Below are 24,912 nucleotides of genomic sequence, written 5' to 3'. Positions count from 1 at the left end.
ATTAAGGAAAACACGATGTTAAGAGTAAAGATATATCACCATACCTTTGGCGGTCATTTTGTATTAAACGACACGCTAACCGACCAACACATGCTGAGCGTTTTAGCCACGCAAGACCCTAGCGGGACCATTCTTGATGGCGTAAACGGCAATGTGCCAGCAGCATTTTGTATCTTCCTAGGACAGAGGTTATACGAGTGCAAGCAAATAGCCAAGGTTAATTTAGGGGTAAGTTTTACCAAGGAATTTACCAACCGTTTTGGGCACATAGCCACTTTATGCATTGATGACACTAAGCCTTGGGACTTCGAGTTAGAAGAGTTTGCTGTATTCCCGAATCACCATGTATCTCAAGTGGAGCGTGCAGCATGAACCCGATGATTAAAGCAATTAAAGCAGCGCAGCGCGCAGCTGGCATTGATCAGGTATGCCATGTGAAAAACGTTAAGCAGATAAGCGGCGGTCTCACAAATAGCTGTACTGGCCTTACTAAGAACCAACAAAAGGCATTATTACGGCGCTATCGGGTTCTGGCTGAAATGCCAAAGCAACTCAGGCTAATTTATAGCCTTTGGGGCCAACTGGCCCGTGCGGGAAAAGTAAAGCAAGACTCAAAGCAAGCATGTGAAACATTCTGTGAAAAGTACTGCAATGGACAGCGCTTGCATGAAGCTGAGAGCCATTGGTCCGCCATTATAGAAATCCTGAAACAATGGCTACATCGTGGAGGGCCAAATCATGCCTAGAGGAGAACCCATCGTCGTTGCATCAAATGAGTTCAGCATTGAGTCGCTCCTAGAGGAATTAGATGATGGCTGAACATGAGATTGATCTGAGCTTGTTACCACATGGTGTGCGTAAGTTTGTCGAAGTTCTTGGGGTTGATAGGGCTGTTTCTTTATTAAAACAGCATCAACTAAGGATGATGTATATCCCACTAAACCCAAGACCAGAACATGAATTTTGCCAGGTCTTTGGTACTGAGCTAGCCATGCACTTAAGTGAAAATCATGGTGCAAAAAGTTATCAGATCCCCAAGGTAGATAAAGTGCTTTTACAGTTTAGAAACCAGGAGATCATTAAAGCGCATGAGCAAGGAGTGCCAGTTCAAGAATTGGCTGAACAGTATGGGTTAACAAGGCAATGTATTTGGTTAATTCTCAGCGGCACAACACTCAGCACTGGCGACCCATTTGCTTTAGAGGCGCAGCTGGATCTTTTAGGCGATAAGCACAGGCAAATAGATTTACCGCTTTAGGAGTAACAATGCACAAAAACAATTTTGTGTTACTCACTGCGCAGCAGCTATCTGGTAAATGCATACCTTCCAAGGTGCAATGTCAGATAGCGCTGCAGATAACCGAAAATTACATAGCAGGTAGAAAGGGCCTAAAGCTACCGCTAAATAACCTCGAAGCTGATTTAGCTGAGGCGAAAAACGAAATAGGAAATTGATATGTTAATACAAATGAAAGAAGAAAACGGAAAACTCGAAATCAACGATACATTGGTGCATGGCAAGGAGATTGAAATCCGAGGCAATGAACTTATTGTTGACGGTAAACAGCTTAAAATAGATACCGATAAAGAAATCTCTATTCATATTCATGGTAATGTTGAAAATTTGGGGGTGTTACACGGCTGTGTAGAAGTTCACAATGCCACCACGGTAATATGCCGCTCTGGTGATGTGATATGTGGTGATGTCGTAGGCTCCGTAACTAATACCTTTGGCAACATAGAATGTGGTGAAGTTGAAGGAAGCGTGTCGACCATTGTAGGGGATGTAAATCATGGCAAAATTGTTCCAGGCTTATTCTGAGGTGGTGTATGGAGCGAAATAGCGGCGACTTCTTTGTAATGCTCACAACGCAAACAGGTGGTTATACACCCTTGGTTAACAGTGAAAATGAGCCTGACATAGCAAGATTTGAAACTAAAGAAGCGGCAGAGGCAGGCGCACAAAATTCAGTTTTAGGCAGCGCGTTCGGCTTCGAAGTATTTGAAATTGGCTGCGGCCTTTAAAGGTGAGGCTTATCAATGACTCAAACGCCAAGTATAAAGAAAAAGCTAGAGGCATTAGGAGCAAAGCCATCTAAGTTAAGTAAACTTGCATGTCCTAATTGTGGCTCTAGCTTAGACTGCGTTTATTCCATTAAATACTATGCATTTAAAGTGCAATGTGAATCATGCGACTTTTGCGAGACAAACCAAAGCTATGATGGTGCACTTGCGAGCGTGAGTATATTTACGTTGGTAGATGATGAGGAGAATACTGAACATACTTTGCTTGATTCACTATAGATTTAAACCCCCTTTAAACATCATTTAAACGGTCATTATTGCAGTAGACCGTTTTTTGCTTTAGCCTAATATATTCACATCGCTTCAAATCACCGCAAAACATTTTACACCTAAATTCCCGCACTTAATTTGCCAGACTAACCATGTAACTCACGACATGGAAATGGCATGGAAAAACTAAAAAAACAACTAATCGGCCATGAAGGATACGAACATACAGTGTATGTTTGCTCTGGTGGCTATCGATCGATAGGTGTTGGCAGGAACCTTGAGCAAAGAGGCCTGACTGACGACGAAATCAATTACTTGCTTAACAACGATATCGCTTATTTTACTGCCCAAGTCGAAAAGCACATTGATACCTCAAAATGTAACCCCGCCCGCAAAGCTGTTCTGATAAACATGGCCTTTAATCTTGGCATTCATGGCTTGTTAGCTTTTAAAAAAACCATTGCTGCCATAGAGCGCGGTGATTGGGACAAAGCTGTAATTGAAATGTTCGATAGCCGCTGGGCCGTGCAAGTTGGAGAACGAGCAGATCAGTTAGCCGAGCAGATGAAAACGGGGGAATGGTATGACGCCTGAACAAGAGAATCAGTTGTTTCAGTCTATAGGTCAGATTCAAGCGACCCAAACAGCGATTTTAAAAGAAGTAACAGACATCAAAACTGACCTGACAAAACGCGTGGACAGACTTGAATCAAGAGTAGAGACGGTCGAGAGCCATGTTACTAACAATCGGGTAAAGATTGCTTCAATCGGTGGCGGTGCGGGATTGGTCGTTGCAATAGCAGCTGAAGTGTTAAAACTGGGTGGAGGCGCTTGATGGCACACCCAGAAGACAAAAAGAATGCGGTTAGACACAGCTATGTAAATGAGCTTTTGGCCTTATCAGTTGCTGCTATTAAACACACAGTCGCAGACAGCACTGCGAGGCGCTGGAAAAGCGAAGCCAAAGCCGCTGGTGATGACTGGGACCTAGCACGAGCATCCGCACGCAAAGCAACTGGTCCTGCAGGAGAGTTTACCCAAGACTTTATTGAAGAGTTTACCATTCAAACCAATGCGACCTTTGAGCTTATCAAACAAAATGAAGAGCTATCAATTGATGGCCGTATCAAAGCGTTAAATCAACTTAGCGATATGTACACAAAAATCATGAAGCTAAGCGGCGGTAATAAGTCGATTGAAAAACGTGCTGTTGCAGCGGATGTCATGAAAAAGCTAGCGAGTTTTGTATCCAAATACCACCCCGATTATGCACCACAATTGGTTGAGATCCTAACCGCTTTTGGCCCTCAATTAAGTAGTATGTTGGATGACTAATGGCCGATATCAGTAACAAAGAATTCTTAGAAGAATTAGAGCAAATAACGTCAGCGCTAAGAATTGATATCGAAGCCAAGCAACGTGATATTGACCCAAGCCCCGAGGCCATTTTAGAGCGAAGACAACGTGTATTAGGCGGTGACTTTGAGTTCTTTGTTTATACCTATTTTCCACATCATATGTGGCTTGATGAAGGCCAAAAGCCAAGTGAATTCCAACAGTACTTTATGGATTGGTTTCCAAAAGCCATCGACCTCGACAACTACTGGAAGCATTGGTTTGTTGCCCCGCGTGGTGAAGGAAAATCAACTCTAGCTGTAAAAATCGCGCCGGTATATATCGCGGTTTTAGCGCTACTACAGGATGAAGCCGTATGCGAAGAACTGGGCCTGACCAAGCCCAATATTTACATCGACTTTGTTATTCTGTTTGGCGCTGAGGCAAAGATGCCTGCCAAAACATTAGAGGTGGTAAAAACAGAGTTGTTGAGCAATGGCAACCTAATGTTGGACTTTCCCGAAGTCTGCGCAAAGTCACCGCTATGGAAAATAGGTGAGTTTGCGACACCTCAAGGCGTGCGCTTTGAAAGCCGTGGTTCGGAACAATCAGTACGGGGCGCATTCCACGGCGCAAGCCGCCCTAAGTTACTTTTGTCTGATGACATCATCACCGATAAAGAGGCCAAATCAGCAACTGAAAGGGACAACCGCTGGGCATTTTTAGAAGCTGCGGTGCAATACCTAGGCCCGCCAGGTAAAGGGGTTAAATTCCTTGGCGTAAACACCGTATTAAACAATGACGACCCAATATCCAGAGCTGAGCACGCCGCAGGTCATATCGTGCATCGCTTTAAAGCTATTTCACAGCTACCTGAAAACATGGAACTTTGGGAGCAATGCCGTGAGCTCATGCTTTACAAAGACAAAGAGTTTGAGAAGCAAGCCGCAGGTAAAGGGAGAGCAGTCGCCCTTGAGGATAAACCCAGCTTTAAGTTTTGGATTAAGAACAAAAAGCGCATGTCTAAAGGCGCAAAAACCAGTTGGCCAAGCGTGCGTTCTCTCTATGATTTGATGGCGATGCGAGCATCGAATAAACGTGAGTTTAATCGAGAGATGCAAGGTATTGCCAAGTCTGACGAAGAGCAGATCTTTTATCGCTTTGAGACTTGGGTTAACCGCTTAAATCTATGGACGCCATATGGTGCATGTGACCCAAGTATGGGTAAAACAGCCAGCGCCGACCCAAGTGCTTTACTCGTTGGTTTTTGGGCCAAAGAACTGGGGCAATTACACCTAGAATATGAAAGCCGAAAAGTTCGCGGCCCCAGCCGGCTATTGAAAGATCTAATAAAGTTACAACTAGAATATAAATGTTTGGTGTGGGGCTTTGAGAACAATAACGCCTTTGATTTTATGCGCCAAACCTACATGAAAGATGCATTAGATGAGGGCGTGGCGCTGCCGCTGAGAGGTGTAACGGCGACCGTGCCTCAAGAGGAGCGCATTGAGGGGTTAGAGCCCTTTGTGATCAACGAACCCTCACAGATTCTTTTTCATACTCGTCGAAGTCGATTACTTATAGACGAGTTAGAAAACTGGCCAGAGAAACAAAGCCTCCACCATTACGATTTAAGCTGTGCACTCACCATTTTATGGATGATTGCTAGCACAGGCGCGGGTGGTATTCCAAAAATAAGAAGTCGAAAAGTGACCAAATCAATAGGGGGCTATCATGTCTAAACCCCACTTAAGTTATAAGGGCTATCGCGCACTACAAAAAGCCTTTTCGATGAGTAAAACAGACCCTGCTTTATGGGCCATGATGCGAGAATTGCCAAACCCCGATCCGATATTACGCAAAGCAGGTAAAAGCTCGTTCATATATGACGAGATAGCACGCGATGCCCATGTAATTGGCGAATTGCGTAGTTTGCGCTCAGGTATGTTCGCATTTAATGCTGAACTGGTGCCAGGAGGCGATGACGAAGCAAGCATGAAAAGCTATGAGATTGCAAAGACCCTCATGGCATCAAGCCCCGCAAAAAATACCCAGTGGATGGACATCGATTGGCACAACTACAGTGCAATTTTACATGGATTTGCAGTAACCCATTTAGGCAAGTTCGAAAAACAAGACAACGCGTGGATACCTAGCACAATTGAACAATGGCCAGCAGGGCGCTTTGCATTTAATTCAGATCACGAGCTCCTTGTTAAAACCCGCGAAAATCCCGAAGGCGAGCCCATCAATGAGGACCGCTGGACCTGTGTGCGCCATATGCCAGAAGCTAAAAACCCATATGGTATTGCGCTTTTAAGTAGCTGCTTTTGGCCTTGGATGTTTAAGCATGGCGGCTTTAAGTTTTTTGTTCAGTTATGCGAGCGCTTTGGCGTGCCGTTTCCCGTTGGGAAATACCGTCCAGGCATGCAAGACAAAGATATAGATGAATTAGTCGAGGGTTTAGCAAAGCTGCTAACTGATGGTATTGCCGTTATACCAGATGACGCGAGTTTAGACATTATCGAAAGCAAAATGTCTGGTGAACCAGTTCAGCTTCAGCTTATTAATTTGTGTAACTCAGAAATGAGTAAAGCGCTGACATCTCAAACGCTTGCAACAGAACAAAAAGCCGGTGCACGTGCAGCGAGTGAGACACACGCTAAACGCGCGGGTGAAAACCAACGGGCTGATAGGGCGCTTGTCTCTGGTTATCGAAACCAGCTACTCGAAACGATTCATAGAGTGAATTTTGATGGTGGCGAACCACCCAAATATGTCTGGAGAGACAAGAAAGAGATCAACCTCGAAACAGTAAACGTGATAAGGGAGTCAGCACGTATGGTGCCTGTTTCAGAAGATTATGTTTACAAGACTTTAGGCATTCCCAAGCCTCAAAAAGGTGCTGCGTTGCTAGAAATTAAAGACGATGGTCAAGGCATTTCTACGCCAGCAAAACAGGACTTTTCAAGTGACCAACAAGGCACTGACATCCAAACTTTTGACGAGTTTGACCAGGCAACAGATGCCGAAATTAGAAAGATTTTTGAGTTTGCAAAACACGCAAACAACCTAGACGAACTAAAACAAAACATCCTTGATGAGTTCCCAAATATCTCCAATTCAGCCCTAGCAGAAGTTGCTGTAAAGGCGTTTGAATTGGAGGTTTTAGAAGGAATGAACGAGGCAAATCAACAGGAGATTTAACATGCCAACAAACAATATTGTCATAATTACTAAAAAAGAAGATGGTGAAACTAAAAGAAAAGCAACCCCCGCCTTAGGGGAACTTGCGCAACGAGGGTGGGCGCTTAAAACAACCATTGATAATGCACAAAAAGAAGTGAAAGAGATAAATACTGAGATACTAAAAAAACTGAAACCTGGTCAAGCGGTAGTCATTGAAGAAGTAGGGCGTTGCACTGTTGTTGAAAGTACTTCCTATAAGATATCTGATGCTGATGAACTTAAGTCCATTCTTGGCCCTCGCTTTAAAGATTTAACCAAGCAGACTGTAAATTATTCCGCAACGCCAAAGCTAAAAACAATGTGTATCGACGCTGACGAACCAAAACAAATGCAAATCAACGCCTGTTTCACAGTTTCAAGCTCAACAGCTGCAAAGTGGACTGGTGAAAAAACCAAAGCTAAAGAAAAAGCTGCTTAAAAAAGCTAACAAATGTCCGATACAACACCTCAATATGGCCAACTCGTAAAATTCGACGAGGCCATTTCAAATCTAAAATCAAAAGTTCAAATACCAACTGAGTCGTACAAGGATTTACTTGGCCACATACATGCTCGCGCGTTTACTGTTGCTGGAGCTACCAAAGCTGAATTGTTAGATGATTTATATAAAGATGTACTTGCTGCAATTGAAAATGGTGAGACGATCACCGACTTTAGAGCGCGCTTTGACAAAACCGTTGCCAAACATGGTTGGTCATACAATGGAAAACGCGGTTGGCGAACTCAAGTAATTTATCAAAACAATAAAAACACAGCGCGGGCAGCTGGCCGATGGCAACAGCAGGAACGAATAAAACATCGCAAACCGTATCTTTTATATTTAACTGCAGGTGACTCGCGAGTAAGACCGCAACATAACGCGTGGAATTATATTCTTTTACCAATTGAACATAATTTCTGGCACACACATTATCCGCCGAACGGTTGGAACTGTAGGTGTAAAGTCGTGAGCATGAGTGACGCAGACATAAAGCGCATGGGTTTAACTGTTACACCTGATTCAGCTTTATCCTCATACCAAAAACCATTTATTGAAGTTGATCCAAAAACAGGTGAAGAGCTAGAACGTTTGCCAGGTATAGATTTAGGTTGGGATTACAATCCTGGTCTTGCATGGTTAGGTGCAGACAAGGCAACAGGCCAGATGTTAGCAAAGCTCGATCACCAAATTCGAGAAGTGGCGACGCCAATTTTTAATGCCGCTATAAATGAAGGCAAAGATTATTTTAAATCTCAGGTTTCGACAGTTGCAGCAAAGCAAGCGATAGGAAAGCCAGAGGCTGGAACGAAATTAACGCTAGGGCACTTGCATCCGAAATTATTCAAATCAGTTTTAGATGTGGCACCTGAGACAAAAAGCACGCTGGTAGTTATTGATGAAGCAATGCTAAAAACAGCGATTCAAGTTATTGGGTTTGAGCAAACGACTGAATTAATGAAGTTGGTCCAAGCTCAAGCAAACTCTACATTTAACCAAAGCGTTCTGCAGTTCGCAGCAAACGGAGTTCAGATCACAATTCAAATCGACCCAGACATGAATCGTGTTGTTGAAGTTAAGCTTGTTGATGTTTAAACCGTATTTAAAGCGGCTTTAAAGTCTGTTTAAAGAGCGTTTAAACGTTTTTAAAAATGGCGATTTTTAGTCTAATTCTAAACGTATTGTGAGCAGGAATGAGCGTAAAATGATATGGAATGAGCGGGTTTTGTCTAAAAACAAATGTATTTTTAATATTTGAGATTTTGGCTCGAAAATTTTAGAGGTCCAGTAACTACGGGGCTTTCAGAGGAATCGAAAGTTGAATTTCATGGTTTGGCTAAATCTAGAAATGAACGACCCCTTACAATTATTGATGAGCCGATGCTAAACACTGCGCTTCAAATTATCGGGTTTGAACAAACGACCGAGTTAATGAAGTTAGTCCAAACCCAAACAAATTCTACTTTTAACCAAAGCGTTCTGCAGTTCATAGCCAATGGTGTTCAGATCACAATTCAAATCGACCCGGATATGAATCGAGTTGTTGAAGTTAAGCTTGTTGATGTTTAAACCGTATTTTTTATAATTGAGATTTTGTCTCGGAAATTTTAGAGGTCCAGTAATTACGGGGCTTACAGAGGAATCAAAAGTTGAATTTCATGGTTTGGCTAAATCTAGAAATGAACGATCCCTTACAGCGAGAACAATAAACTTTAAAATTGTATAAAAACATCACGGTTGCTGCCATTTTAAGCGAAAGCTTGGTGGTAGTGCGAATATAAGTGTTATGTTAAATTGATTTCTATTTTAATTTTACAGAGTAATTCCTCAGTATAAAATAAAGAAATAGGGGCCATGATTTTGATGACTAAAACAATAGTGAGACTACCAAAGTAATCTAAAGTTAAGTTCCAAGTTTCAGACAAATTTAAGTTACAGCATCTAAGTTTAAACAATCCAATAAACAACGGCGTGTTGAATATCAAAACATAAGTAATACAGTGTAATAGTTTTTTTATCTACCAACCTACAATTTGTATGAATACATACTGTTTGTAATGCCGATTTCTCAACATACGGGTATATCAAAAACTCTACAAATTGGACAATTAAAGTAACGAATTCTCATGCAACACATGGTTCGTTTTCTCAACAGCCAACACCCACAGTCATTAAACATGGAGAAACTTCATCTTTTACACAGAAAGATCCAACAGGCGCAGCTTATGGTTCAGAAGGTGATATTTCTTTGGTAATCGGTAACTCAGAAATAACCACGGTTAAGCTAAGCTTTCAATGTGGGTACGCTCAAGATAATTTTGCTAAAGCATCGGCATCAGATAATTCAGTGGACATAAAAATTAAAGCGGGCTCTGGTGATAACGGGTTTGAAGATATGCAGTTGGATAATGTTGGAGATATTCCAGAGCGTGGTCATCCATTATATGTAACTTGGGATATCACTGAAAGTTAACCTAAAAAATCATTCTTAATGTCCGATACCGTCTAGTATTGGACATTAAGAATGTTGCAATTATTGTTCTTGATTTCAAAGTAGAGCCTCATAGCTCGATAACTATTAAATAAAACACTATTTAACATAACGTAAATTATGGGATGTTAAATAGTGTTGTGCGTATACGGTGCTTGATTGTAGATTAGCAAGTAAAATTTAAGGCATAAATGACTAATAGAAATGTTATTGATGAATTTTACCCTAACAAATACTCTCTTTCGATTTGTAGGAATGTTTTGATTCTGCCTTATTCTGCTGCTCCAATTTATTTTCTGAAAGCCCAGAAAAGTTGAAGACTATGAAGTATTATTGTATGCCAACTTTTTCTATAATTTCATCATATGAGTAGTTAAGCTAACAGGTTTTATCAATTAGCAATTCATGACCATCACTTTTAACGGACCCTTAATAGCGATAAAATGTTGCATACGCTAAAACATGATTTTGTTTAACTAACTTTTGAAATCAAGTGTTTCCTATTTATACGCTCAATAAGCGTTTCAACACCGTTATCAAAACAAATAACGCTAGGTCTTCGAATTATAAACTCAAACATTGCCTCGTTTTTAATTTTATTGCAAATATTGATTATATAACGAGCTCTCTATTGGTTAATTCACCTGTGTCGAATGTCTCTGCTCATTAAAATTAACTTAACTAGAGCTTGCCTTTGGGTTTTTTATGCTGATTTAACATAAAAAGCACTCCTTTATAGAGTGCTTTTTTACGATTAATGCAATGCGGCTGTAAATGGTATGCTTTCACATATTTGAGCTTCGGCAATTAAGATTTCTTCCAGTCTGGCATCTATCACTGATTTATCGAAATATTCATAACCTAGCTCGACAAATAAGTTTTTATGTTTTTCTTCAGATTTTGCAATCGCGACATAAAAATCTTTTTCTTTGCCTTCTGGCAAAGCCTCTGCAACCAAAGAGAATCGCTCATGGCCCCTAGCCTCAATGACAGCTGCTACAAGTAGACGATCAATTAAAAATTCATCGCTGCCTTGTCTAAATAAAGCTCGCATTTTTTTTATATATGGATCTTGTTTATCATTGCCAAGTACTAGGCCTCGCTCATTGATCAGCTTTAATACTTGTTTAAAGTGGATCATTTCTTCAATCGCAAGATCTGCCATAGCTTTTACTAATTTAGTTCTATCTGGATAATGGCCCAACATTGACATAGCCATACCTGATGCCTTTTTTTCTGCAGCAGCATGGTCCTGTAAAAATGTAACAAAATCATCCATTACATTGTGAGTCCACTCAAAAGGAGTGTGATATTTTAATTCAAACATTAGATATTTATCTCGCTTGCTACTTACTGTTTTATATTGGTTTAAGCTGTATGTGTACGCTTTAATATCGGACATTACTGATTGAAAAGATATAAAGAAGAATCTTTATCAACTTTACCATTCCTAGTCGACTCTACCTTCAAAGGATGCTTTATATCATTCCAAGCGGTTACCTTACCTCGCTTGTTAACATGAGGAACTTCAACACTTGGTACAGACATAAACTTTGCGAAGCTTGTATTGCTGTTAGGATCAGATAAGTTAACTTTTAAATACTCTACATCATTCATCTCAATAAAAGACTCAAACCGTTTATGATGTGCATTATAACATTCAATTAAATAACCATCATCGTTGAGTAGATGCTCATTTAAATTAGGAAAAGTTTCGAAATAACAACGTTTTAAAGTGTCATTAAAACCACCACCCTGCTTTTGTAATTTTGGCAACATTCTTTGCAATAAACGCCTGATTGAGGGAACCCATTGCGCTAGATCACGTTCAAGATAGACTAACTTTGCATTCGGAAATGCTTTATAAAGTTTCATATAGTCATTGAAAATTGGGGTGTCTGCAATGAATTCAGCGGTTATTAATGCATTTTGTGTGTAGGCTGTATGTGCAGTTTTGAGTCCGATATTGAGGCTTGCAATACACAAGCTTGTCGTTCCAGTCCTCGGAAGGCCTAGAACGAAAATTTTTTTTGTCATAAAAAGTATAAATAGATATTTATCAATGCCATTACTATTAGTGATAAAAAGGTACACCCCATGCCGGCTACCCTTAGCTTTAAATTAGCCGTGTACAAGGCTTTGGCATGTAACAGCCTTCCGACTAAAAAAAGTACCGCAAGTGGTATTAAGAATAGTTCTCCAATCAATTGATATTCAAGTGTAAAAATAAGAATAACAGCGAGAGGGGTATACTCGATAAAATTTGCATGAGCACGAATACTAGACTGCAAATCTTTGTGACCTGCATCCCCAATACCAACCTGGTGAGATTTCCTTAATTTTATTACATTAAAACTGAGTTTGATATACAAAAGCGTACAAATGGCAGCAAATAGACCGCTAAACATAGTAAAGTCCCCTATTCCTTGATTACGCCAAGTATACGTTGTTTTTAGGGGACTTTGAAAGGGGCTATTGGCTGATATAGTACACGGCATAAACTTCAGCACTGAGTTTAGTATCACCTGTACTGTATGAATCCTGTAAGTTCATCGCTTCTGCAGCCATGACTTTTCCTCTTGCATAAGGCTGTACAGGTACATTCATCGGCGAAAAAGACACTGAATACAAGTCGCCTACTTTTACACCAAACCCATCGGCTAGCTCTTTTGCTCCTAATTTGGCTTGTTTGATAGCATTTTGTTTTAGTTTTTTCATAATCTCTGCTTTTTCTTCAACAATGAATTGCGTATTGTTAAATTGATTAATGCCACTATCCACAAAAGCTTGGAGCAATTCAGGATATTTCTCCACATTTTTGAGTTTTAACGTAATATTTCTCGATACTTTGAAACCTGTAAACTCTTCTTCGTTTGTCCCACGGTTATATCGAGTTTGCTTATAAACGTTCAATTGATCTGCGTGAATATGGTTGCCTTTGACACCAAAGCTTTTCGCTATACCCAAGGCTTTTGAAACGATTCGATCGACATTTAATTTAGCATCTTTTAGGTTTTTGCTTTTTTCATTTATTGCGACATTTATGATCGCAGTATCAGGCTGAATAGATACTTCAGAATATCCTTTAACATATAGGTGGGGTGTGTCCGGAATACTTCCTGCAAGAACAGAAGTACTTAAGAAAACAGATAAAGCAGCTGTGAGTAAACGCATAAAGTCTCCAAAACAAAAAATTAATCTCAACGTCATAAACATCTTTATTGAATCACATACAAATTAATCAATACTGAATAAGTAATATAAACAGGTAAAACTACGGCATTGAATACGTAAATCGACGTATCTGACAATTCAATCTATGTATTCAAATTGACTGATTTTTCATTAAAAAAGTCTATGATGGTTAGTAATTGTGCATAACTTCAACTAGCCTATTAAGACAACTAATAATTATTCCTACTACACGGTTTTTAGACTAGCTTATGGGTTTACGGCTTTCAATCAACTTAGTCTTTTTGGTATTAGTGACCGCATTGCCTAATGTATGCTTTGCAGACATACCGCTCTTAACGAATCAATATTCAGTCAAAAAGTTAACAGCTGAAGATGGTTTTGTCTCATCTGAAATTTATTCAATTATTCAAGATCAACAAGGGTTGCTCTGGTTCGGTACCGCTGAAAATGGTGTGATGCGCTATGATGGCCGAAAGGTCACTCTGTTTGAATTTGACAGTGAGTCGGAAAATGGCTTATCTCACAATGATGCTGGGAACTTAATGTTAGACAAAGATGGAATTATTTGGATAGGAACCTGGGGAGGTGGTGCTAGTCGATATAATCCAAAGACTGGACAATTTGAAAATTTCTTTAACGATCCCAGCAAGCCTGATTCCATTTCTGCAAATAGAATACAATCTCTGTTTCATGACTTGGACGGTACAATTTGGTTAGGTTCTTATGATAGCGGGCTAAACAAGTATCTGAATGCTGGTAAGTTTAAGCACATAAAAAAAGCGACCACGACAAATGTTGGTTTATCACATAATAGAATTTGGGGGATCGAAAATCAGGGGGAAGATAGCCTCTGGGTTGCAACAAGTTATGGGTTGAATTTATATAATCAAAAAGAAAATACATTTAAATATTATTTTCCTGACCCACAAAATAAAACCCCCACCGGTGCAAACGAAATTAGGCATGTATTAAAGTCATCTCAAGGCGTTGTATATGTTGGTACTCAGAAAGGCCCATTTATTCTTGATCCCGAAAGTAACACTTTTAAAGTGATAGGTATAGTCAAAGGGGAACATTTGGGTCAAGTTAACTCCATGATCGAAGACCATGAAGGATATATTTGGTTTGTAACTAGCCGAGGCGTTTTCAGAAGAGATGAACGCACAGATAGCATCATGAAATTAGATTTGGAGCATAGCAGTGGTGCAAGGATTATTTTCGAAGACAGTGCCAACATAATTTGGATAACCAATGAGCTACATGGCATTTTTAAACTGGTCCCCCATCGCAAATTCAAATCCATTGACAGTGATGAACTGACTGCACCAAATGAAATTGTTGCAGATAAACAAGGTGACATTCTAATAGCCAATTCAAACTCTAAGCTATTTAAATGGGATACGTCTGAACGCAAGTTAGAAGCTTTGACGAATGAAGTATTTAGCCAAGAATATGGATTTGACCCGAATAGATTGTTGGAACGTCCAGTATTGTATTTAGATAAAAGTAACATAGTATGGATTGCCCAAGATAATGGGTTAGCAATGTTTGACTTGAATACGAATGAACTTAAATTAATAACCTACCCTACAGATCAAAAAAACTATGAACAATTCAGAGAAATCAGAGCCCTGTCTGTTGATAAGCAAGGTAACCTCTGGATTGGTACGTATAAAAATGGCATCTACATCTACAATGTGAGTTTACAAAAGTTCAAACACTTGGGTGAGGAATATGGTTTGTCCCATCCGGAAGTACTCACGATCTATAAAGACAAATCTCAAAACATGTGGGTCGGTACTGGAGATGGCGTCAACCTTTGGCAAGACGAGCAGCAAACTTTCCTGTCATTTGTAAATAACAAGCAATCTTCGAATAGTTTACTGGGTAGTATTGTTCAAGATATCTATGAAACACACGATGGCAAAATTTGGATTGCAACTCAACAAGGTTTAAATCTTTACAAATTGTCTGAAAACCGCTTTGTGCACTTTAACACTAAAAATGGACTCCCCAGTAATTTGATCCGCTCTGTGTCAGATGACGAACAAGGCAATTTATGGCTAACAACAAATAAAGGGATTACAAAGTTTTCCCCCAGTTCGGGAAAAGTTGTCAACTTTGATAGTCAGAATGGCTTGTTAGGACTCAATTATTACCCTAATAGCCTGATCAAAGGTGACTTAAACTTATTATTCACTAATAGTCAAAGAGGTATTGAATATTTTAGCACTCGGGCACAACAAACCACTTTTAATGAGCCTTCTTTAGTCTTGACGGGGTTCAGTAAAATGGGACTACCGATACAGTTGGACAAGCCCTATTCTTATGTAACTGATATTTATGTCTCTTACTTAGACTATATCTTTTCTTTTGAGTTCTCCGTATTAGATTTTCATTCCCCAAACAAAAACCTATATGCCTATAAACTAGAGGGATATGATGATAATTGGATAGACATTGGTAATAGGAATACTGCTTCTTTCACTAATTTAGACGGTGGTACATACCAATTTAAAGTGAAGGCAACCAATAGTAGCGGTGAATGGGGAAGCAATATATTATCAGTGAATGTACATGTGTCACCTCCTCCATGGAAAACTTGGTGGGCGTATTCCATTTATACGTTTATCATTATTTCTAGCATTTTTTTAGTCGTTTACCTACGAACGAAGTTACAAAAAATAGAGATTAAAAGGCAAAAGCAATTTGTCGTTCAGCTCGAAAAGCAAGTATCCGAGAAAACGGCATCTTTAGAGACGCAGGCAAGAAAACTAGAAGGTGCGTTAAAAAAAGCAGAAGAAGCAACACGTTTAAAATCTGAATTTCTCGCTAACATGAGCCATGAAATTCGCACGCCAATGAATGGCGTGATAGGTATGTTAGAGCTTCTTAAAAATAGCGGATTAACGTCTGAGCAGTCCCATTCAGTTAATATTGCCAGCACTAGTGCGCATTCTTTGCTAACTCTTATCAATGATATTCTCGATTTTTCTAAAATTGAGGCTGATAAGCTTGAGCTTGAGTTTGTTGATTTCGACATTAGATTGCTACTTGAGCACTTATCAGAATCTATGGCCCTAGCGGCGCAAGAAAAAGGCGTCAGTATAATTCTTGATTTTGCGGACATACAAACTCCCATGGTGAAGTCTGATCCTGGGAGAATAAGGCAAATTATTACTAACATTGTCAGTAATGCAATTAAATTCACAGAACGTGGTGAGATTCTCATTACCGCATCAGTTCAACAAAGTAATACACCCTATCATTATGATTTTATTTGCAGCGTAAACGACACCGGAATTGGTATACCAAAGGAAAAACTCCCTACTCTATTCGACTCGTTCATACAGGTAGATGCATCAACAACTCGCAAGTATGGTGGTACAGGGTTAGGTTTAAGTATCACTAAAAAGCTATGTCAGTTACTTAATGGAGATATCACAGTCACAAGTACTGCGGGTGTCGGCAGCTGCTTTAAAGTACATTGTTTACTCAAGCAAAGCTATGAGGAGAATCCTAAAGCGGTTTCTCTGGCTCATATGAACATTACAGTCTTATTGGTAGACGCTATATCTTCCAGCAACCAAGCGATTAGAAAGCAATTAGAATTTTGGGGAGTAACAGTACTTGAGGCGTCTAATGCAGATCAAGCATTGAGGTTTATTGTACAGGCACCTGTAAATATTGTGCTGTTTAATAAAAGGTTACCAGGCTTAAGTGGCGAGTTAATGGCAATAGACATCAAGAAGAAAAATGAAGCAATTAAATTAGTCATGATGACTCGGCTGAATGAACAGTACGAAACGATAGAAAACTCGTCCATCAAACTAGATGGGTCTTATACGAAACCGACCACGAAAAATGACCTAATTAAAGCACTGGCTACGGTAAATAGTGATATTCAATCACTCATTCAAGATAAGGTAGAGCAAACATCGCCAACTCCAAACACACATAAATTTGCTCCCCAAACACGTGTCCTTTTGGTGGAAGATAATAAAGTTAATCAGATGGTTGCAATGCGTATACTAGACAATTTGGGCCTTACAACAGACGTTGCCGAAAATGGTGTAGAAGCGCTTAAAATACTTAAATCTGTAGATAAAGAACAAGGTGTATATTCGATAATTTTAATGGACTGCCAGATGCCACTAATGGATGGATATGAAACTACAAGAAATATAAGGGCTTCAAAAGTAGATGATCACACTGCCAAAATTCCAATCATTGCTATGACTGCAAATGCAATGCAAGGAGATAGAGAGAAGTGTCTCGAGGCTGGTATGGACGATTACATTACCAAACCAATTGAGACAGACAAAGTATGTGAAAAGCTAAGATATTGGTTAGAGAACAAAAGCAGCCGATCCGCTTAGTTGAGCTGTTAGTCACTTAAGGTCAAATGGGCCAAAAAGGCCCATTATAAACTGTATTCTAGGATTACTTGTAAATCACTTGGTCTACAACTAGGTTAATATCATTTTCACCTGTTACTTCCCACACAGTTTGGTGCTCTGTTGTACCTGCCGGGTTATGACAAGAAACAGTTTGTCTAAATGCACGGCCATTGAAGTTATATACTTCGTCGTTCAATGCAAAGTGGTTTGTATGGAATAGCGGAGTTGTGTCATTACCACTGAATACCTTAGATACCAAACCTTCATTGATTTGAGAAGTACAATAGCCGTCTTCGGTACCGTTGTTTACTAGCACTGAAGATGTATAGCTCACTTGGTCATACCAACCTGCGCCACCACAGTGTTGTGCCTGACCGCTGCAATCTGGAGTTTTCCAAGCACCTACACCTGTTAAGCTTGCATCCCAAGTGATTTTAGGTACGGCAGGGATCTTGTGCTTAACAACATAACTCTCACCAGTGTCTGATTGACAGCTCAAAGATAAAACTCGCGTACGTTGAAGTTGGGCTTCAGTGAAATAGCCTTGTAATACGACTCTATCAATGTGGAAAGTGTTATGTCCAGCAGGACCAATTCCAACATTAGCGATAAACTCACCAGAAACTTCGTCGTACACTGCGCCTGAAGAACATGAGCCATACTTATCTGCGCGGAAAACCCAAGCGCCAAAAGTACGTGAGTGCTCTGAGTCAGTTACAATGCGCTCCATTAAATTGCCTGTATAATTGGATTCACGGTCATAACCATCTAAGTCATTAAGTGTCACACTTGCAACGGCACTGTTCATAGCGAATAAAGACACAGCAGCAGCGAGAAGTTGAATTTTCATTTGTAATCCCTTTTATTAGATTAATTAAATATAAAGCCTTTTAAATAAGGCAAGCTGTCGAATTTTAACGGCGCTTATACAGTTGCATAATATACGTTTCTGTATGTGGCGACGTTTGTCTCGCTATCTAAGTTAGGTGTTTGATTTGTGCTTGTAAATGCTATAAATCTCTGGAAATCAGTCAGTCTAAAAAGTGCTTATTTAAATTAAGATTAGCCAAGATTTAGTAATGTAATAGTGAGGTGAAATCGATTTTTTGTGTTGGTTTTTGTTTTTTTATTCAATAAATACAGTTAGTTTCGGTAAGTCGCTAATGTTTGGCTAATATTAAGAAATAACAATGTGAAACTTATTAAAAAAGTAATAAGTAAAATAGAAAGGTGATGCAACCTAATTAAAGTCATAAACGATATTAAACCTGATTCTATTAATAATAATTAAATTTATAACTAAGCATAGTGATTCACTAATTAACCAACAACCGAAAACCACATATAAAGGTAATACACTTAAAACTTAGTCCGTTATGTTAAACGCTTTTTTGAGAGAGTTAGTAATAAACACTTCTTCTTGTGGAAGGAACAAATTTGCGTGTGCTTCAATGATTAAGTCTTGAATTTCACTTTTTTGTAAAGTGCGTTCAAAAAGATCTACTGCTTTTCTTCCTATTCTCGAATCTGAACAAGCAATGTAACCGAAAATTGTCGCTTTCGTATCACCTATAGCGTGGAATGAAATATCTTTTAAAACCTCTTCAGATGGAAAATCTGTCACAAATACAGAGCTATATTCAATGATCCCATCTAGCCGCCCCTGTACAAGCATTTGCCTCAATCTAAATGCACTATCATTACCTTCACCCACGAACATTCTGTCCGCATTTGCTTTGATAAAATCATCTATTTCAAGGCCATATGAACGTCCTTTCGTAACACCAATGCGAAGGTCCATAGCAAGTGCCTTTTTAAGCGTAATTTCAATAGATACGAACTTTTTATTTCTTAATATAAGGCGGTTAGAAGGAAATGCCATCAGAGGAAATGAAACAAACACAGCCATAGATTCACGTTCTGGGGTTTTGACTTTATTGTAAAGGCAAATGTTTTGATGATGCTTTAGCTCACGCCACTCCCTCTCCCTACTCGCTGGAACAAATTCTATTGACATTTCTTTATTTAAATTACGCGCAATGATAAGTAAAAGTTGGGTAGCTAAGTCTCCTGGCGATTCGCCAAATGAAGGGTTGTAGTCAGAGACAATTTCGATTTTTAATGGTTTGGCAAAGCCGCAAAAAGACAAAAACAACAATAAAACACACACAAATCTAGACAGCATAGGTACTCCGGCAACATGCAGTCCGTGCGATTATTTATCTTTTGAGTATAGCGCTAAAACGTTAGTTTGCTATTTAAGATGACGCTGTTTGATAAAAAGCCCTCGATAAGAAGTGACTCCCATAAGCTGTTAGTATGGTACCGAACTTTGCAACTTGGATCTCACATTCATATTCAACAAGCACTCAGAGACTTTTACGATGTAAGAATCAAAAAAACCACCACAGCACATAGGTAGGCAGCTGGCCGAACAGTTTTTTTCAAACCAGCCACAGCAGGCCATTAAGATGGACTCAGCACAATTAAGCACACTTTGGATGCATGGCTACAAAGCGACTAAGCCCTTTTTTAGATAAATATTAGCGCTGTATTAGGTATGGCGATTGCGTTTAAGTTGTAAGGCCCGAATTCAACTGTGAAGTGCGACACCATCTAACATCAAGCAGCTATGGCTAATTCTTTAAAAATAACTGCTGGCTGCTTGAACCCTAAACACTTCCTAGGACGGTTATTTATCCTTGATTGAGCAAACTGAATATACTCATCCGTTACCTGCCTTAAGTCCGACCCTTTCTTCACATGTTGTCTCAATAGACCGTTCGCGTTTTCGTTTGCACCACGCTCCCAAGAGCTATACGGATGAGCAAAATAGATGTCAGCTTCTAGTGCTGCACCAATCTGCTCATGGCCTGCGAATTCTCTACCATTATCTGCCGTAATTGTGTGTACATAGCCTTTAAATGGCATAAGCATCTCTATTGTCGCCTTGATCACAGCATCTGCCGATTTAGACGGCACTTTCTCAGCTAAATAGAATCGACTTTTACGCACCAGAATGGTCACAATAGCGCCTGTACCGTGCTTACCCAAGACAGTATCGATCTCCCAATCACCAAACCGTCCTCGGCTTTCAATAATTGGAGGTCGCTCATCAATTTATACCGCATTTTTTATCGTCGGTGCTTTGTCTTTCAAACCTTTACGATATCGCTTATGTCCTTGCCTTAAGTGACGGTAGAGCTTGCCACCTTGACGTTTATCTTGAGCAACATAGCGATAAATCCACTCATGGCTGACGCATGCCCCAACGCTTGTTAGCACATTGGAAATTTGCTCAGGACTCCAGTCGATACTAAGCAACAAACGTACAAACTCAATACGCTCAGTAGGTATTCGATATTTACGAGCGGCTTTGCGCCTGCGAACCGAAAAAGCATGCGCATTCTGAGGACAGTATGCCCCATGAATTCGGTTTCTTTTTAACTCGCGATACACCGTTGCACGATGGCACTTCAATTTTTTGGCAATTTCAGAGATAGAAATTCCCAGTTCCAAAAGAGCAGAAATCTGGTATCTTCTCCCCTCGGTCAACTGCTGATAACTCATAGTAGTATTGCTTGTTTCTTTGGCGAGAAGAGCTTACCACTTTCGGCAGTTGGCTACCTCTTCTACACCTTTCTATGAGTGTCGCACTTATTATCTGAAATCAGGGGTAAGCTAAAGCAATTGGGCTTACCTCTCTCTATCCATAAGAATATATAGATAACGTCCTTAGATATATTCTATATTCTAGGTGTTTTTATTCATATCAATAGGGTACGTAGAGTGGCTAGCTTAGTATATAAATGGCAAGTCGAGTTTCAATTTGATGCCGTGTGATTTGAAAAAAGCACAGTGTCAACACTGTGCTTTTTATAGTTTAGTTGTAAAGGCAAAATAAAGATGTGCTTCCTTGCACTGTTGATTATTCAATAGCTTTAGCCGGCATAAATACAGCAAGTATTGATTTACAACTCTTCTCCATTTTCAAACCTAAAGTGAGGTTGGGATGCAGAAGTAAAACTCCCAATAAACTTTCCTTCATGATGTAAAGGTTTTTTAGGTGTAAAATAATCCATTTCTACGCACCAATCATAAGCACCATTATTTAACGGGTATTCTGTCAGCAAACCAGTTAGACCATGCTTTTTAATCCAACTTTGCGCTTTCGAGTACTCGGAGAATACACCGCTAGAAAAAGTAGCACCATCGCCATGAAATACCCAAACTGATTCTTTCATCTTTTCATTTCTCCTATAATCGGAATATAAACTTATCCATTTTTATGTCTATCTTGCAATACTTTACCTATTTTTTTAACTGCTCGCCTAATTTTAGCTTTATTGGCTTCTACTACTTTCCTTTGCTTGCTCGTAAGTTCAGGGCTACCTTTAATTGGTTTTCCGTTTTGTCCAATTTTGGTTTTCCCACCACCTCCATTCACATGAATATGGGCTGGAGCATGATCGTTTCCTTTGTAATAGTGCTCAATAGTAACACCACCTTCTTCAGCAATAGAGGTGCCTTCTTCACGATAGATCAGTGTGCCATCTTGAGTGTATACAGAGTAGCTGCCACCATTGTCAGACTGATAAACACGGCGGTCGTGACCATCGTAGTTATAAGTGTGACCATTTGCCGAAGCGACTTGGTTAGCTTGGTTGAAGGTTAAACCAAATGAGCCATTGTTAGTAACATTGCCTTTAGTGTCGTAACTAAAGCGAGAGTACTTACCAGATACGCCAGATACGCTAGATAAACGGTTTTTATTGTAATCGTAAGAGTAACCCAAGTTACGACCTAAACTAGAATAACTGGTAATGTTACCAAATCCATCATAACTCAAGCTGCTAGAGCCAATCTTAGTGCCACCCGTTGTTGATTTAAGACGGTTTAGACCATCGTAGGTAAGCGATGATAGGCTATAACCGCTATCAACATTGTTAGTGATTGACGTTACATTCGCGTTATTATCAAAACCATATCTAAGATTGACAATATTGCTTGAGGTTTTGTAGTCCTTTAAGGTTTCAGGTAGTTCGCTCGTATTGTGCAAAGTCATTGAATGCTTTACACCATTACCGTAGGTAAAGCCTTTTAGTAAACCATTGGCGTGGTACGTTGCACTGTGTGCAAAATCCAGTTTAACGCTACCATTTGAGTTATAAACACGCGCCTCTGTTGGTTCACCAAAACCATTTGGTTTATGGCTTAATGTAACGCCAATCACATCTGGGTATGTTGTATAACTTAAATGCTGTAACGAGTTGTATTCATAGTCAGTTTGCAACGGTAAATTGGTGCCAACTGTTACTGTTTCATCTTCAAGTAAGTTCTGGTTATTGTAGTTATATGCATGATTAACATTACCAGCAGTTAACGTGGTTATGTTGCCATTTTTATCCCTTGTATAAGTAGCATCACCAGAATTATCTGCATAATCAACTGTACGAAGATTACCCAAGTTATCATATGTATAATTAATTGGTGAGCTAGGCTTGTCGGTTGTACATTCAGTATTGGTTACGCCCGATTTAGACCAGGTTTGCTCACCAAAATTGTTTCTACCATAAATCGTCGTACCAAGCTCTGGACGCGTAACTAAACACAAGTGCTTAGCTGCAGTGTATTCACGTCTCTCCGTAACCGTGTGAAAGACGCCATCTTTTTTCTTACCAGTTTGCGATACTGAATTGATGATGCCAAATACATCGACGCCGATATCCGTGGTTACGTTCTCTGGAGACTCAATTTTTGTCGCCATAGAGTAATCAGGCATACCATATGCTTGATAAGTTGTCGTTGTAGAATGAGTTGTATTGTTGCTATTTTTACCCGCATCAGTCACTTTAACTCGGTTACCTGACAAGTAATCATAGGTAATAGAGCCACGACCCGTGGTTGACATAGATAGTTTTCGCCCAAAAGCGTCATACGTAGTTGTTGTACCACTGGTAATAGTGTTGGATGAACCACTAAAGAAAGACTCAAAAGTCAATTGGTGATTTTTATTGTACCCAAACTCTTGATATCGGCTAATACGGTTTGAGCCGGTGTCATCATGTGTCGCAGTCTTAATTAAACGTGTTAAGCCGTCGTATGTTTCAACCGTCTTGAAAACCACGCCACCATCACAACCGGTTGCGTGACGGTTCAATTTACAGCGAGAAATAGTACGGGTTGTCCTCGCATCATTCCACTCGATGAATGTATCTTGCCAGTCGCCATAGGTACTGTCGCTTTCAATATTGATCCCTGTTACATCCGAACCATAGTAATAGTTTGTTGTAGTACCCTTATAGTCCGTTTCACGTTTTACTCTGCCATAAGCATCAAAACTCTGTGTGCGGCTCATATTAGAAGAGGTTTGTGGGGCCGGAACGGTGATAGTGCCAGGTTTACCGTTTTCGTAACTTGAAAACTGCGTAAAGCGATTACCGGTACCAAACGTTCTTGGTGCATTGTATTCTTCTTTTTCGAGATCACCTTTGGAGCTATATTTTGTGTACCTCGTTACCCATGTGCCAAACTTTTTAGTTTCATTAGGCAAACCTAAGCCGTTATACTTAGTTTCGCTGACAGTTGTATAACCGCCATTGTAGGTAGAAACTGAAACCGTTGTTGGTAAGCCTAAAATCCACTTAGATGAGTTATTGTAATAACCAAGTTTTGTATACTTGTGTTTTTGATTAAAACTCTCTTTGATCTTTGTTGGCATACCATAAGCATTGTGTTCTTGGTACTCGGTGTAGTAATGATTGCCATCAATTGATACAGTCTTTTTCTTTAGAGCAACTTTTGATGTAAGCGATGCTGGTACATCTTCAGGAAAGTCTAAGAATGTGAATTCACCGATATCTGCGATTAATTTGTACTCATAGCGAACTTTCTTTTCTTTACTAAGCGCAGTATCTGTAACGGTTTCTTCTAGCAACTGACCATGTTGATACGATTTATCATCTGAGAATATTTTTTTAACGGTTTCATCCGTTCTCTCGATCGTTACTTCAAGCGCATCTTTAGCGGAATATCGCGTATCTTTGTAGTCAAAAGTCCAGGTATCAGTATTACCGTTACCGTCATTTATTGTTTTAGTGTGTAGCTTTCTATTTTCATTGTATGGATCGTTTCGCAGCTTATTAAATACTTTGTAGTCATATTCAATCGTACCGCCTGAAGGCAAAGTCACTTTAGTCAGCAAACGAGGGCCGATATAATCGGGATAGTATAAACCTTCGTCACGATAAGCTAGTTTATCATCGAGCGAGTTATTACCATATTGATAGCGCCAATCTTTTCCTAGTTGTGTTGTAACGCGAGTTAAATAGTGGCGACGATCTTTTGAGTTTTGTCGTACCAGTAAAGAGAAAGCAGGTTACCATCAACAGTAATACTCGCGATGCGCTCAAAAATATTTGCGGGGGTAACTACAATAGGCAGACCTGGCGTGCCGTCTGGCCATCCAA

At 39.7% G+C, this 24,912-nt stretch carries 25 protein-coding genes and 2 pseudogenes; 18 read left to right on the top strand and 9 right to left on the bottom strand.

Annotated features, from left to right (window positions below):
* Nucleotides 1-15: 15 nt before the first annotated feature.
* From S4054249_RS10450 to S4054249_RS27230, 17 genes and pseudogenes are all read left to right on the top strand, one after another.
* Entirely contained in the window at nucleotides 16-372 is a 357-nt protein-coding gene (locus tag S4054249_RS10450) for a hypothetical protein (protein ID WP_046355439.1), read from the top strand.
* Complete coding sequence (locus tag S4054249_RS10445; protein ID WP_046355438.1) at nucleotides 369-746, top strand: phage protein GemA/Gp16 family protein; 378 nt, start codon at nucleotides 369-371, stop codon at nucleotides 744-746. Before S4054249_RS10450 ends, S4054249_RS10445 begins: the two co-directional genes overlap by 4 nt.
* 62 nt (nucleotides 747-808) lie before the next feature.
* Entirely contained in the window at nucleotides 809-1,258 is a 450-nt protein-coding gene (locus tag S4054249_RS10440; protein WP_080928320.1) for a Mor transcription activator family protein, read from the top strand.
* 8 nt (nucleotides 1,259-1,266) lie between these two features.
* Nucleotides 1,267-1,455: a hypothetical protein gene (locus S4054249_RS10435; protein WP_046355436.1), complete on the top strand. Its 189-nt coding sequence runs from the start codon at nucleotides 1,267-1,269 to the stop codon at nucleotides 1,453-1,455.
* 1 nt (nucleotide 1,456) lies between these two features.
* Complete coding sequence (locus S4054249_RS10430) at nucleotides 1,457-1,822, top strand: hypothetical protein (protein ID WP_052960924.1); 366 nt, start codon at nucleotides 1,457-1,459, stop codon at nucleotides 1,820-1,822.
* Between the two features lie 8 nt (nucleotides 1,823-1,830).
* Entirely contained in the window at nucleotides 1,831-2,025 is a 195-nt protein-coding gene (locus S4054249_RS10425) for a hypothetical protein (protein ID WP_046355435.1), read from the top strand.
* Nucleotides 2,026-2,040: 15 nt separating this feature from the next.
* Entirely contained in the window at nucleotides 2,041-2,304 is a 264-nt protein-coding gene (locus tag S4054249_RS10420) for a hypothetical protein (protein ID WP_046355434.1), read from the top strand.
* 168 nt (nucleotides 2,305-2,472) lie between these two features.
* The gene (locus tag S4054249_RS10415) at nucleotides 2,473-2,889 is read left to right on the top strand and encodes a glycoside hydrolase family protein (protein WP_046355433.1); all 417 of its coding nucleotides are present in this window, start codon (nucleotides 2,473-2,475) and stop codon (nucleotides 2,887-2,889) included.
* Nucleotides 2,879-3,130 (top strand): hypothetical protein, encoded by a 252-nt coding sequence (locus S4054249_RS10410; protein WP_046355432.1) that lies wholly within the window; start codon nucleotides 2,879-2,881, stop codon nucleotides 3,128-3,130. The genes S4054249_RS10415 and S4054249_RS10410 overlap by 11 nt, the downstream gene beginning before the upstream one ends.
* Nucleotides 3,130-3,630: a DUF1804 family protein gene (locus S4054249_RS10405; protein ID WP_046355431.1), complete on the top strand. Its 501-nt coding sequence runs from the start codon at nucleotides 3,130-3,132 to the stop codon at nucleotides 3,628-3,630. Before S4054249_RS10410 ends, S4054249_RS10405 begins: the two co-directional genes overlap by 1 nt.
* Entirely contained in the window at nucleotides 3,630-5,372 is a 1,743-nt protein-coding gene (locus S4054249_RS10400) for a hypothetical protein (RefSeq protein WP_046355430.1), read from the top strand. Before S4054249_RS10405 ends, S4054249_RS10400 begins: the two co-directional genes overlap by 1 nt.
* On the top strand, nucleotides 5,365-6,837 hold the full coding sequence (locus tag S4054249_RS10395; protein ID WP_046355429.1) for a phage portal protein family protein: 1,473 nt from the start codon (nucleotides 5,365-5,367) through the stop codon (nucleotides 6,835-6,837). The genes S4054249_RS10400 and S4054249_RS10395 overlap by 8 nt, the downstream gene beginning before the upstream one ends.
* A gap of 1 nt (nucleotide 6,838) precedes the next feature.
* On the top strand, nucleotides 6,839-7,297 hold the full coding sequence (locus tag S4054249_RS10390) for a hypothetical protein (RefSeq protein ID WP_046355428.1): 459 nt from the start codon (nucleotides 6,839-6,841) through the stop codon (nucleotides 7,295-7,297).
* Between the two features lie 12 nt (nucleotides 7,298-7,309).
* Entirely contained in the window at nucleotides 7,310-8,452 is a 1,143-nt protein-coding gene (locus S4054249_RS10385) for a phage minor head protein (RefSeq protein ID WP_046355427.1), read from the top strand.
* A gap of 237 nt (nucleotides 8,453-8,689) precedes the next feature.
* Nucleotides 8,690-8,926, top strand: coding sequence for a hypothetical protein (locus tag S4054249_RS10380; protein WP_235611247.1), 237 nt, complete (start codon nucleotides 8,690-8,692; stop codon nucleotides 8,924-8,926).
* Nucleotides 8,927-9,398: 472 nt separating this feature from the next.
* Nucleotides 9,399-9,542 (top strand): annotated as a pseudogene (locus S4054249_RS27300) (hypothetical protein); the annotation flags it as partial.
* Nucleotides 9,543-9,605: 63 nt separating this feature from the next.
* A complete protein-coding gene (locus tag S4054249_RS27230) occupies nucleotides 9,606-9,830 on the top strand; it encodes a hypothetical protein (protein WP_046355425.1) in 225 nt (74 codons plus the stop codon).
* A 772-nt stretch (nucleotides 9,831-10,602) separates the two neighbouring features.
* Here the strand turns inward: S4054249_RS27230 and S4054249_RS10370 are convergent.
* The 4 genes from S4054249_RS10370 to S4054249_RS10355 form a co-directional block, all read right to left on the bottom strand.
* Entirely contained in the window at nucleotides 10,603-11,175 is a 573-nt protein-coding gene (locus S4054249_RS10370) for a tRNA-(ms[2]io[6]A)-hydroxylase (protein ID WP_046355593.1), read from the bottom strand.
* 74 nt (nucleotides 11,176-11,249) lie between these two features.
* Nucleotides 11,250-11,885, bottom strand: a complete 636-nt coding sequence (locus tag S4054249_RS10365) for a sulfotransferase (RefSeq protein WP_046355424.1) — start codon at nucleotides 11,883-11,885, stop codon at nucleotides 11,250-11,252.
* Nucleotides 11,882-12,256, bottom strand: a complete 375-nt coding sequence (locus tag S4054249_RS10360; protein WP_046355423.1) for an MAPEG family protein — start codon at nucleotides 12,254-12,256, stop codon at nucleotides 11,882-11,884. Before S4054249_RS10360 ends, S4054249_RS10365 begins: the two co-directional genes overlap by 4 nt.
* A gap of 64 nt (nucleotides 12,257-12,320) precedes the next feature.
* Complete coding sequence (locus tag S4054249_RS10355; protein ID WP_046355422.1) at nucleotides 12,321-13,022, bottom strand: SIMPL domain-containing protein; 702 nt, start codon at nucleotides 13,020-13,022, stop codon at nucleotides 12,321-12,323.
* Nucleotides 13,023-13,291: 269 nt separating this feature from the next.
* Here S4054249_RS10355 and S4054249_RS10350 point away from each other — a divergent pair, with 269 nt between their 5' ends.
* A complete protein-coding gene (locus S4054249_RS10350; RefSeq protein WP_080928318.1) occupies nucleotides 13,292-17,422 on the top strand; it encodes a hybrid sensor histidine kinase/response regulator in 4,131 nt (1,376 codons plus the stop codon).
* A gap of 64 nt (nucleotides 17,423-17,486) precedes the next feature.
* On the opposite strand, the gene S4054249_RS10345 is transcribed toward S4054249_RS10350, so the two are convergent.
* The 5 genes and pseudogenes from S4054249_RS10345 to S4054249_RS10325 form a co-directional block, all read right to left on the bottom strand.
* Nucleotides 17,487-18,293, bottom strand: a complete 807-nt coding sequence (locus S4054249_RS10345; RefSeq protein WP_046355421.1) for a hypothetical protein — start codon at nucleotides 18,291-18,293, stop codon at nucleotides 17,487-17,489.
* A 516-nt stretch (nucleotides 18,294-18,809) separates the two neighbouring features.
* Entirely contained in the window at nucleotides 18,810-19,628 is an 819-nt protein-coding gene (locus tag S4054249_RS10340) for an ABC transporter substrate-binding protein (protein ID WP_046355420.1), read from the bottom strand.
* Nucleotides 19,629-20,065: 437 nt separating this feature from the next.
* A pseudogene (locus tag S4054249_RS10335) lies at nucleotides 20,066-21,013 on the bottom strand (IS30 family transposase).
* A 401-nt stretch (nucleotides 21,014-21,414) separates the two neighbouring features.
* The gene (locus S4054249_RS10330; protein WP_046355419.1) at nucleotides 21,415-21,687 is read right to left on the bottom strand and encodes a DUF7710 domain-containing protein; all 273 of its coding nucleotides are present in this window, start codon (nucleotides 21,685-21,687) and stop codon (nucleotides 21,415-21,417) included.
* Nucleotides 21,688-21,719: 32 nt separating this feature from the next.
* Nucleotides 21,720-24,635, bottom strand: a complete 2,916-nt coding sequence (locus tag S4054249_RS10325) for a DUF4160 domain-containing protein (RefSeq protein ID WP_145925008.1) — start codon at nucleotides 24,633-24,635, stop codon at nucleotides 21,720-21,722.
* Nucleotides 24,636-24,912: the final 277 nt, after the last annotated feature.

The organism is Pseudoalteromonas luteoviolacea (assembly GCF_001750165.1).
GTDB lineage: Bacteria > Pseudomonadota > Gammaproteobacteria > Enterobacterales > Alteromonadaceae > Pseudoalteromonas > Pseudoalteromonas luteoviolacea_G.
The sequence above is the reverse complement of the archived record's forward strand: the minus strand, read 5'-3'. Positions and strand labels throughout refer to the sequence as shown.

What these genes read in the sequence shown, in the direction of transcription:
- S4054249_RS10450 (WP_046355439.1), top strand. Translation starts at nt 16, where the DNA reads ATGTTAAGAGTAAAGATATATCACCATACCTTTGGCGGTCATTTTGTA.
- S4054249_RS10445 (WP_046355438.1), top strand. Translation starts at nt 369, where the DNA reads ATGAACCCGATGATTAAAGCAATTAAAGCAGCGCAGCGCGCAGCTGGC.
- S4054249_RS10440 (WP_080928320.1), top strand. Translation starts at nt 809, where the DNA reads ATGATGGCTGAACATGAGATTGATCTGAGCTTGTTACCACATGGTGTG.
- S4054249_RS10435 (WP_046355436.1), top strand. Translation starts at nt 1,267, where the DNA reads ATGCACAAAAACAATTTTGTGTTACTCACTGCGCAGCAGCTATCTGGT.
- S4054249_RS10430 (WP_052960924.1), top strand. Translation starts at nt 1,457, where the DNA reads ATGTTAATACAAATGAAAGAAGAAAACGGAAAACTCGAAATCAACGAT.
- S4054249_RS10425 (WP_046355435.1), top strand. Translation starts at nt 1,831, where the DNA reads ATGGAGCGAAATAGCGGCGACTTCTTTGTAATGCTCACAACGCAAACA.
- S4054249_RS10420 (WP_046355434.1), top strand. Translation starts at nt 2,041, where the DNA reads ATGACTCAAACGCCAAGTATAAAGAAAAAGCTAGAGGCATTAGGAGCA.
- S4054249_RS10415 (WP_046355433.1), top strand. Translation starts at nt 2,473, where the DNA reads ATGGAAAAACTAAAAAAACAACTAATCGGCCATGAAGGATACGAACAT.
- S4054249_RS10410 (WP_046355432.1), top strand. Translation starts at nt 2,879, where the DNA reads ATGACGCCTGAACAAGAGAATCAGTTGTTTCAGTCTATAGGTCAGATT.
- S4054249_RS10405 (WP_046355431.1), top strand. Translation starts at nt 3,130, where the DNA reads ATGGCACACCCAGAAGACAAAAAGAATGCGGTTAGACACAGCTATGTA.
- S4054249_RS10400 (WP_046355430.1), top strand. Translation starts at nt 3,630, where the DNA reads ATGGCCGATATCAGTAACAAAGAATTCTTAGAAGAATTAGAGCAAATA.
- S4054249_RS10395 (WP_046355429.1), top strand. Translation starts at nt 5,365, where the DNA reads ATGTCTAAACCCCACTTAAGTTATAAGGGCTATCGCGCACTACAAAAA.
- S4054249_RS10390 (WP_046355428.1), top strand. Translation starts at nt 6,839, where the DNA reads ATGCCAACAAACAATATTGTCATAATTACTAAAAAAGAAGATGGTGAA.
- S4054249_RS10385 (WP_046355427.1), top strand. Translation starts at nt 7,310, where the DNA reads ATGTCCGATACAACACCTCAATATGGCCAACTCGTAAAATTCGACGAG.
- S4054249_RS10370 (WP_046355593.1), bottom strand. Translation starts at nt 11,175, where the DNA reads ATGTTTGAATTAAAATATCACACTCCTTTTGAGTGGACTCACAATGTA.
- S4054249_RS10365 (WP_046355424.1), bottom strand. Translation starts at nt 11,885, where the DNA reads ATGACAAAAAAAATTTTCGTTCTAGGCCTTCCGAGGACTGGAACGACA.
- S4054249_RS10360 (WP_046355423.1), bottom strand. Translation starts at nt 12,256, where the DNA reads ATGTTTAGCGGTCTATTTGCTGCCATTTGTACGCTTTTGTATATCAAA.
- S4054249_RS10355 (WP_046355422.1), bottom strand. Translation starts at nt 13,022, where the DNA reads ATGCGTTTACTCACAGCTGCTTTATCTGTTTTCTTAAGTACTTCTGTT.
- S4054249_RS10350 (WP_080928318.1), top strand. Translation starts at nt 13,292, where the DNA reads ATGGGTTTACGGCTTTCAATCAACTTAGTCTTTTTGGTATTAGTGACC.
- S4054249_RS10345 (WP_046355421.1), bottom strand. Translation starts at nt 18,293, where the DNA reads ATGAAAATTCAACTTCTCGCTGCTGCTGTGTCTTTATTCGCTATGAAC.
- S4054249_RS10340 (WP_046355420.1), bottom strand. Translation starts at nt 19,628, where the DNA reads ATGCTGTCTAGATTTGTGTGTGTTTTATTGTTGTTTTTGTCTTTTTGC.
- S4054249_RS10330 (WP_046355419.1), bottom strand. Translation starts at nt 21,687, where the DNA reads ATGAAAGAATCAGTTTGGGTATTTCATGGCGATGGTGCTACTTTTTCT.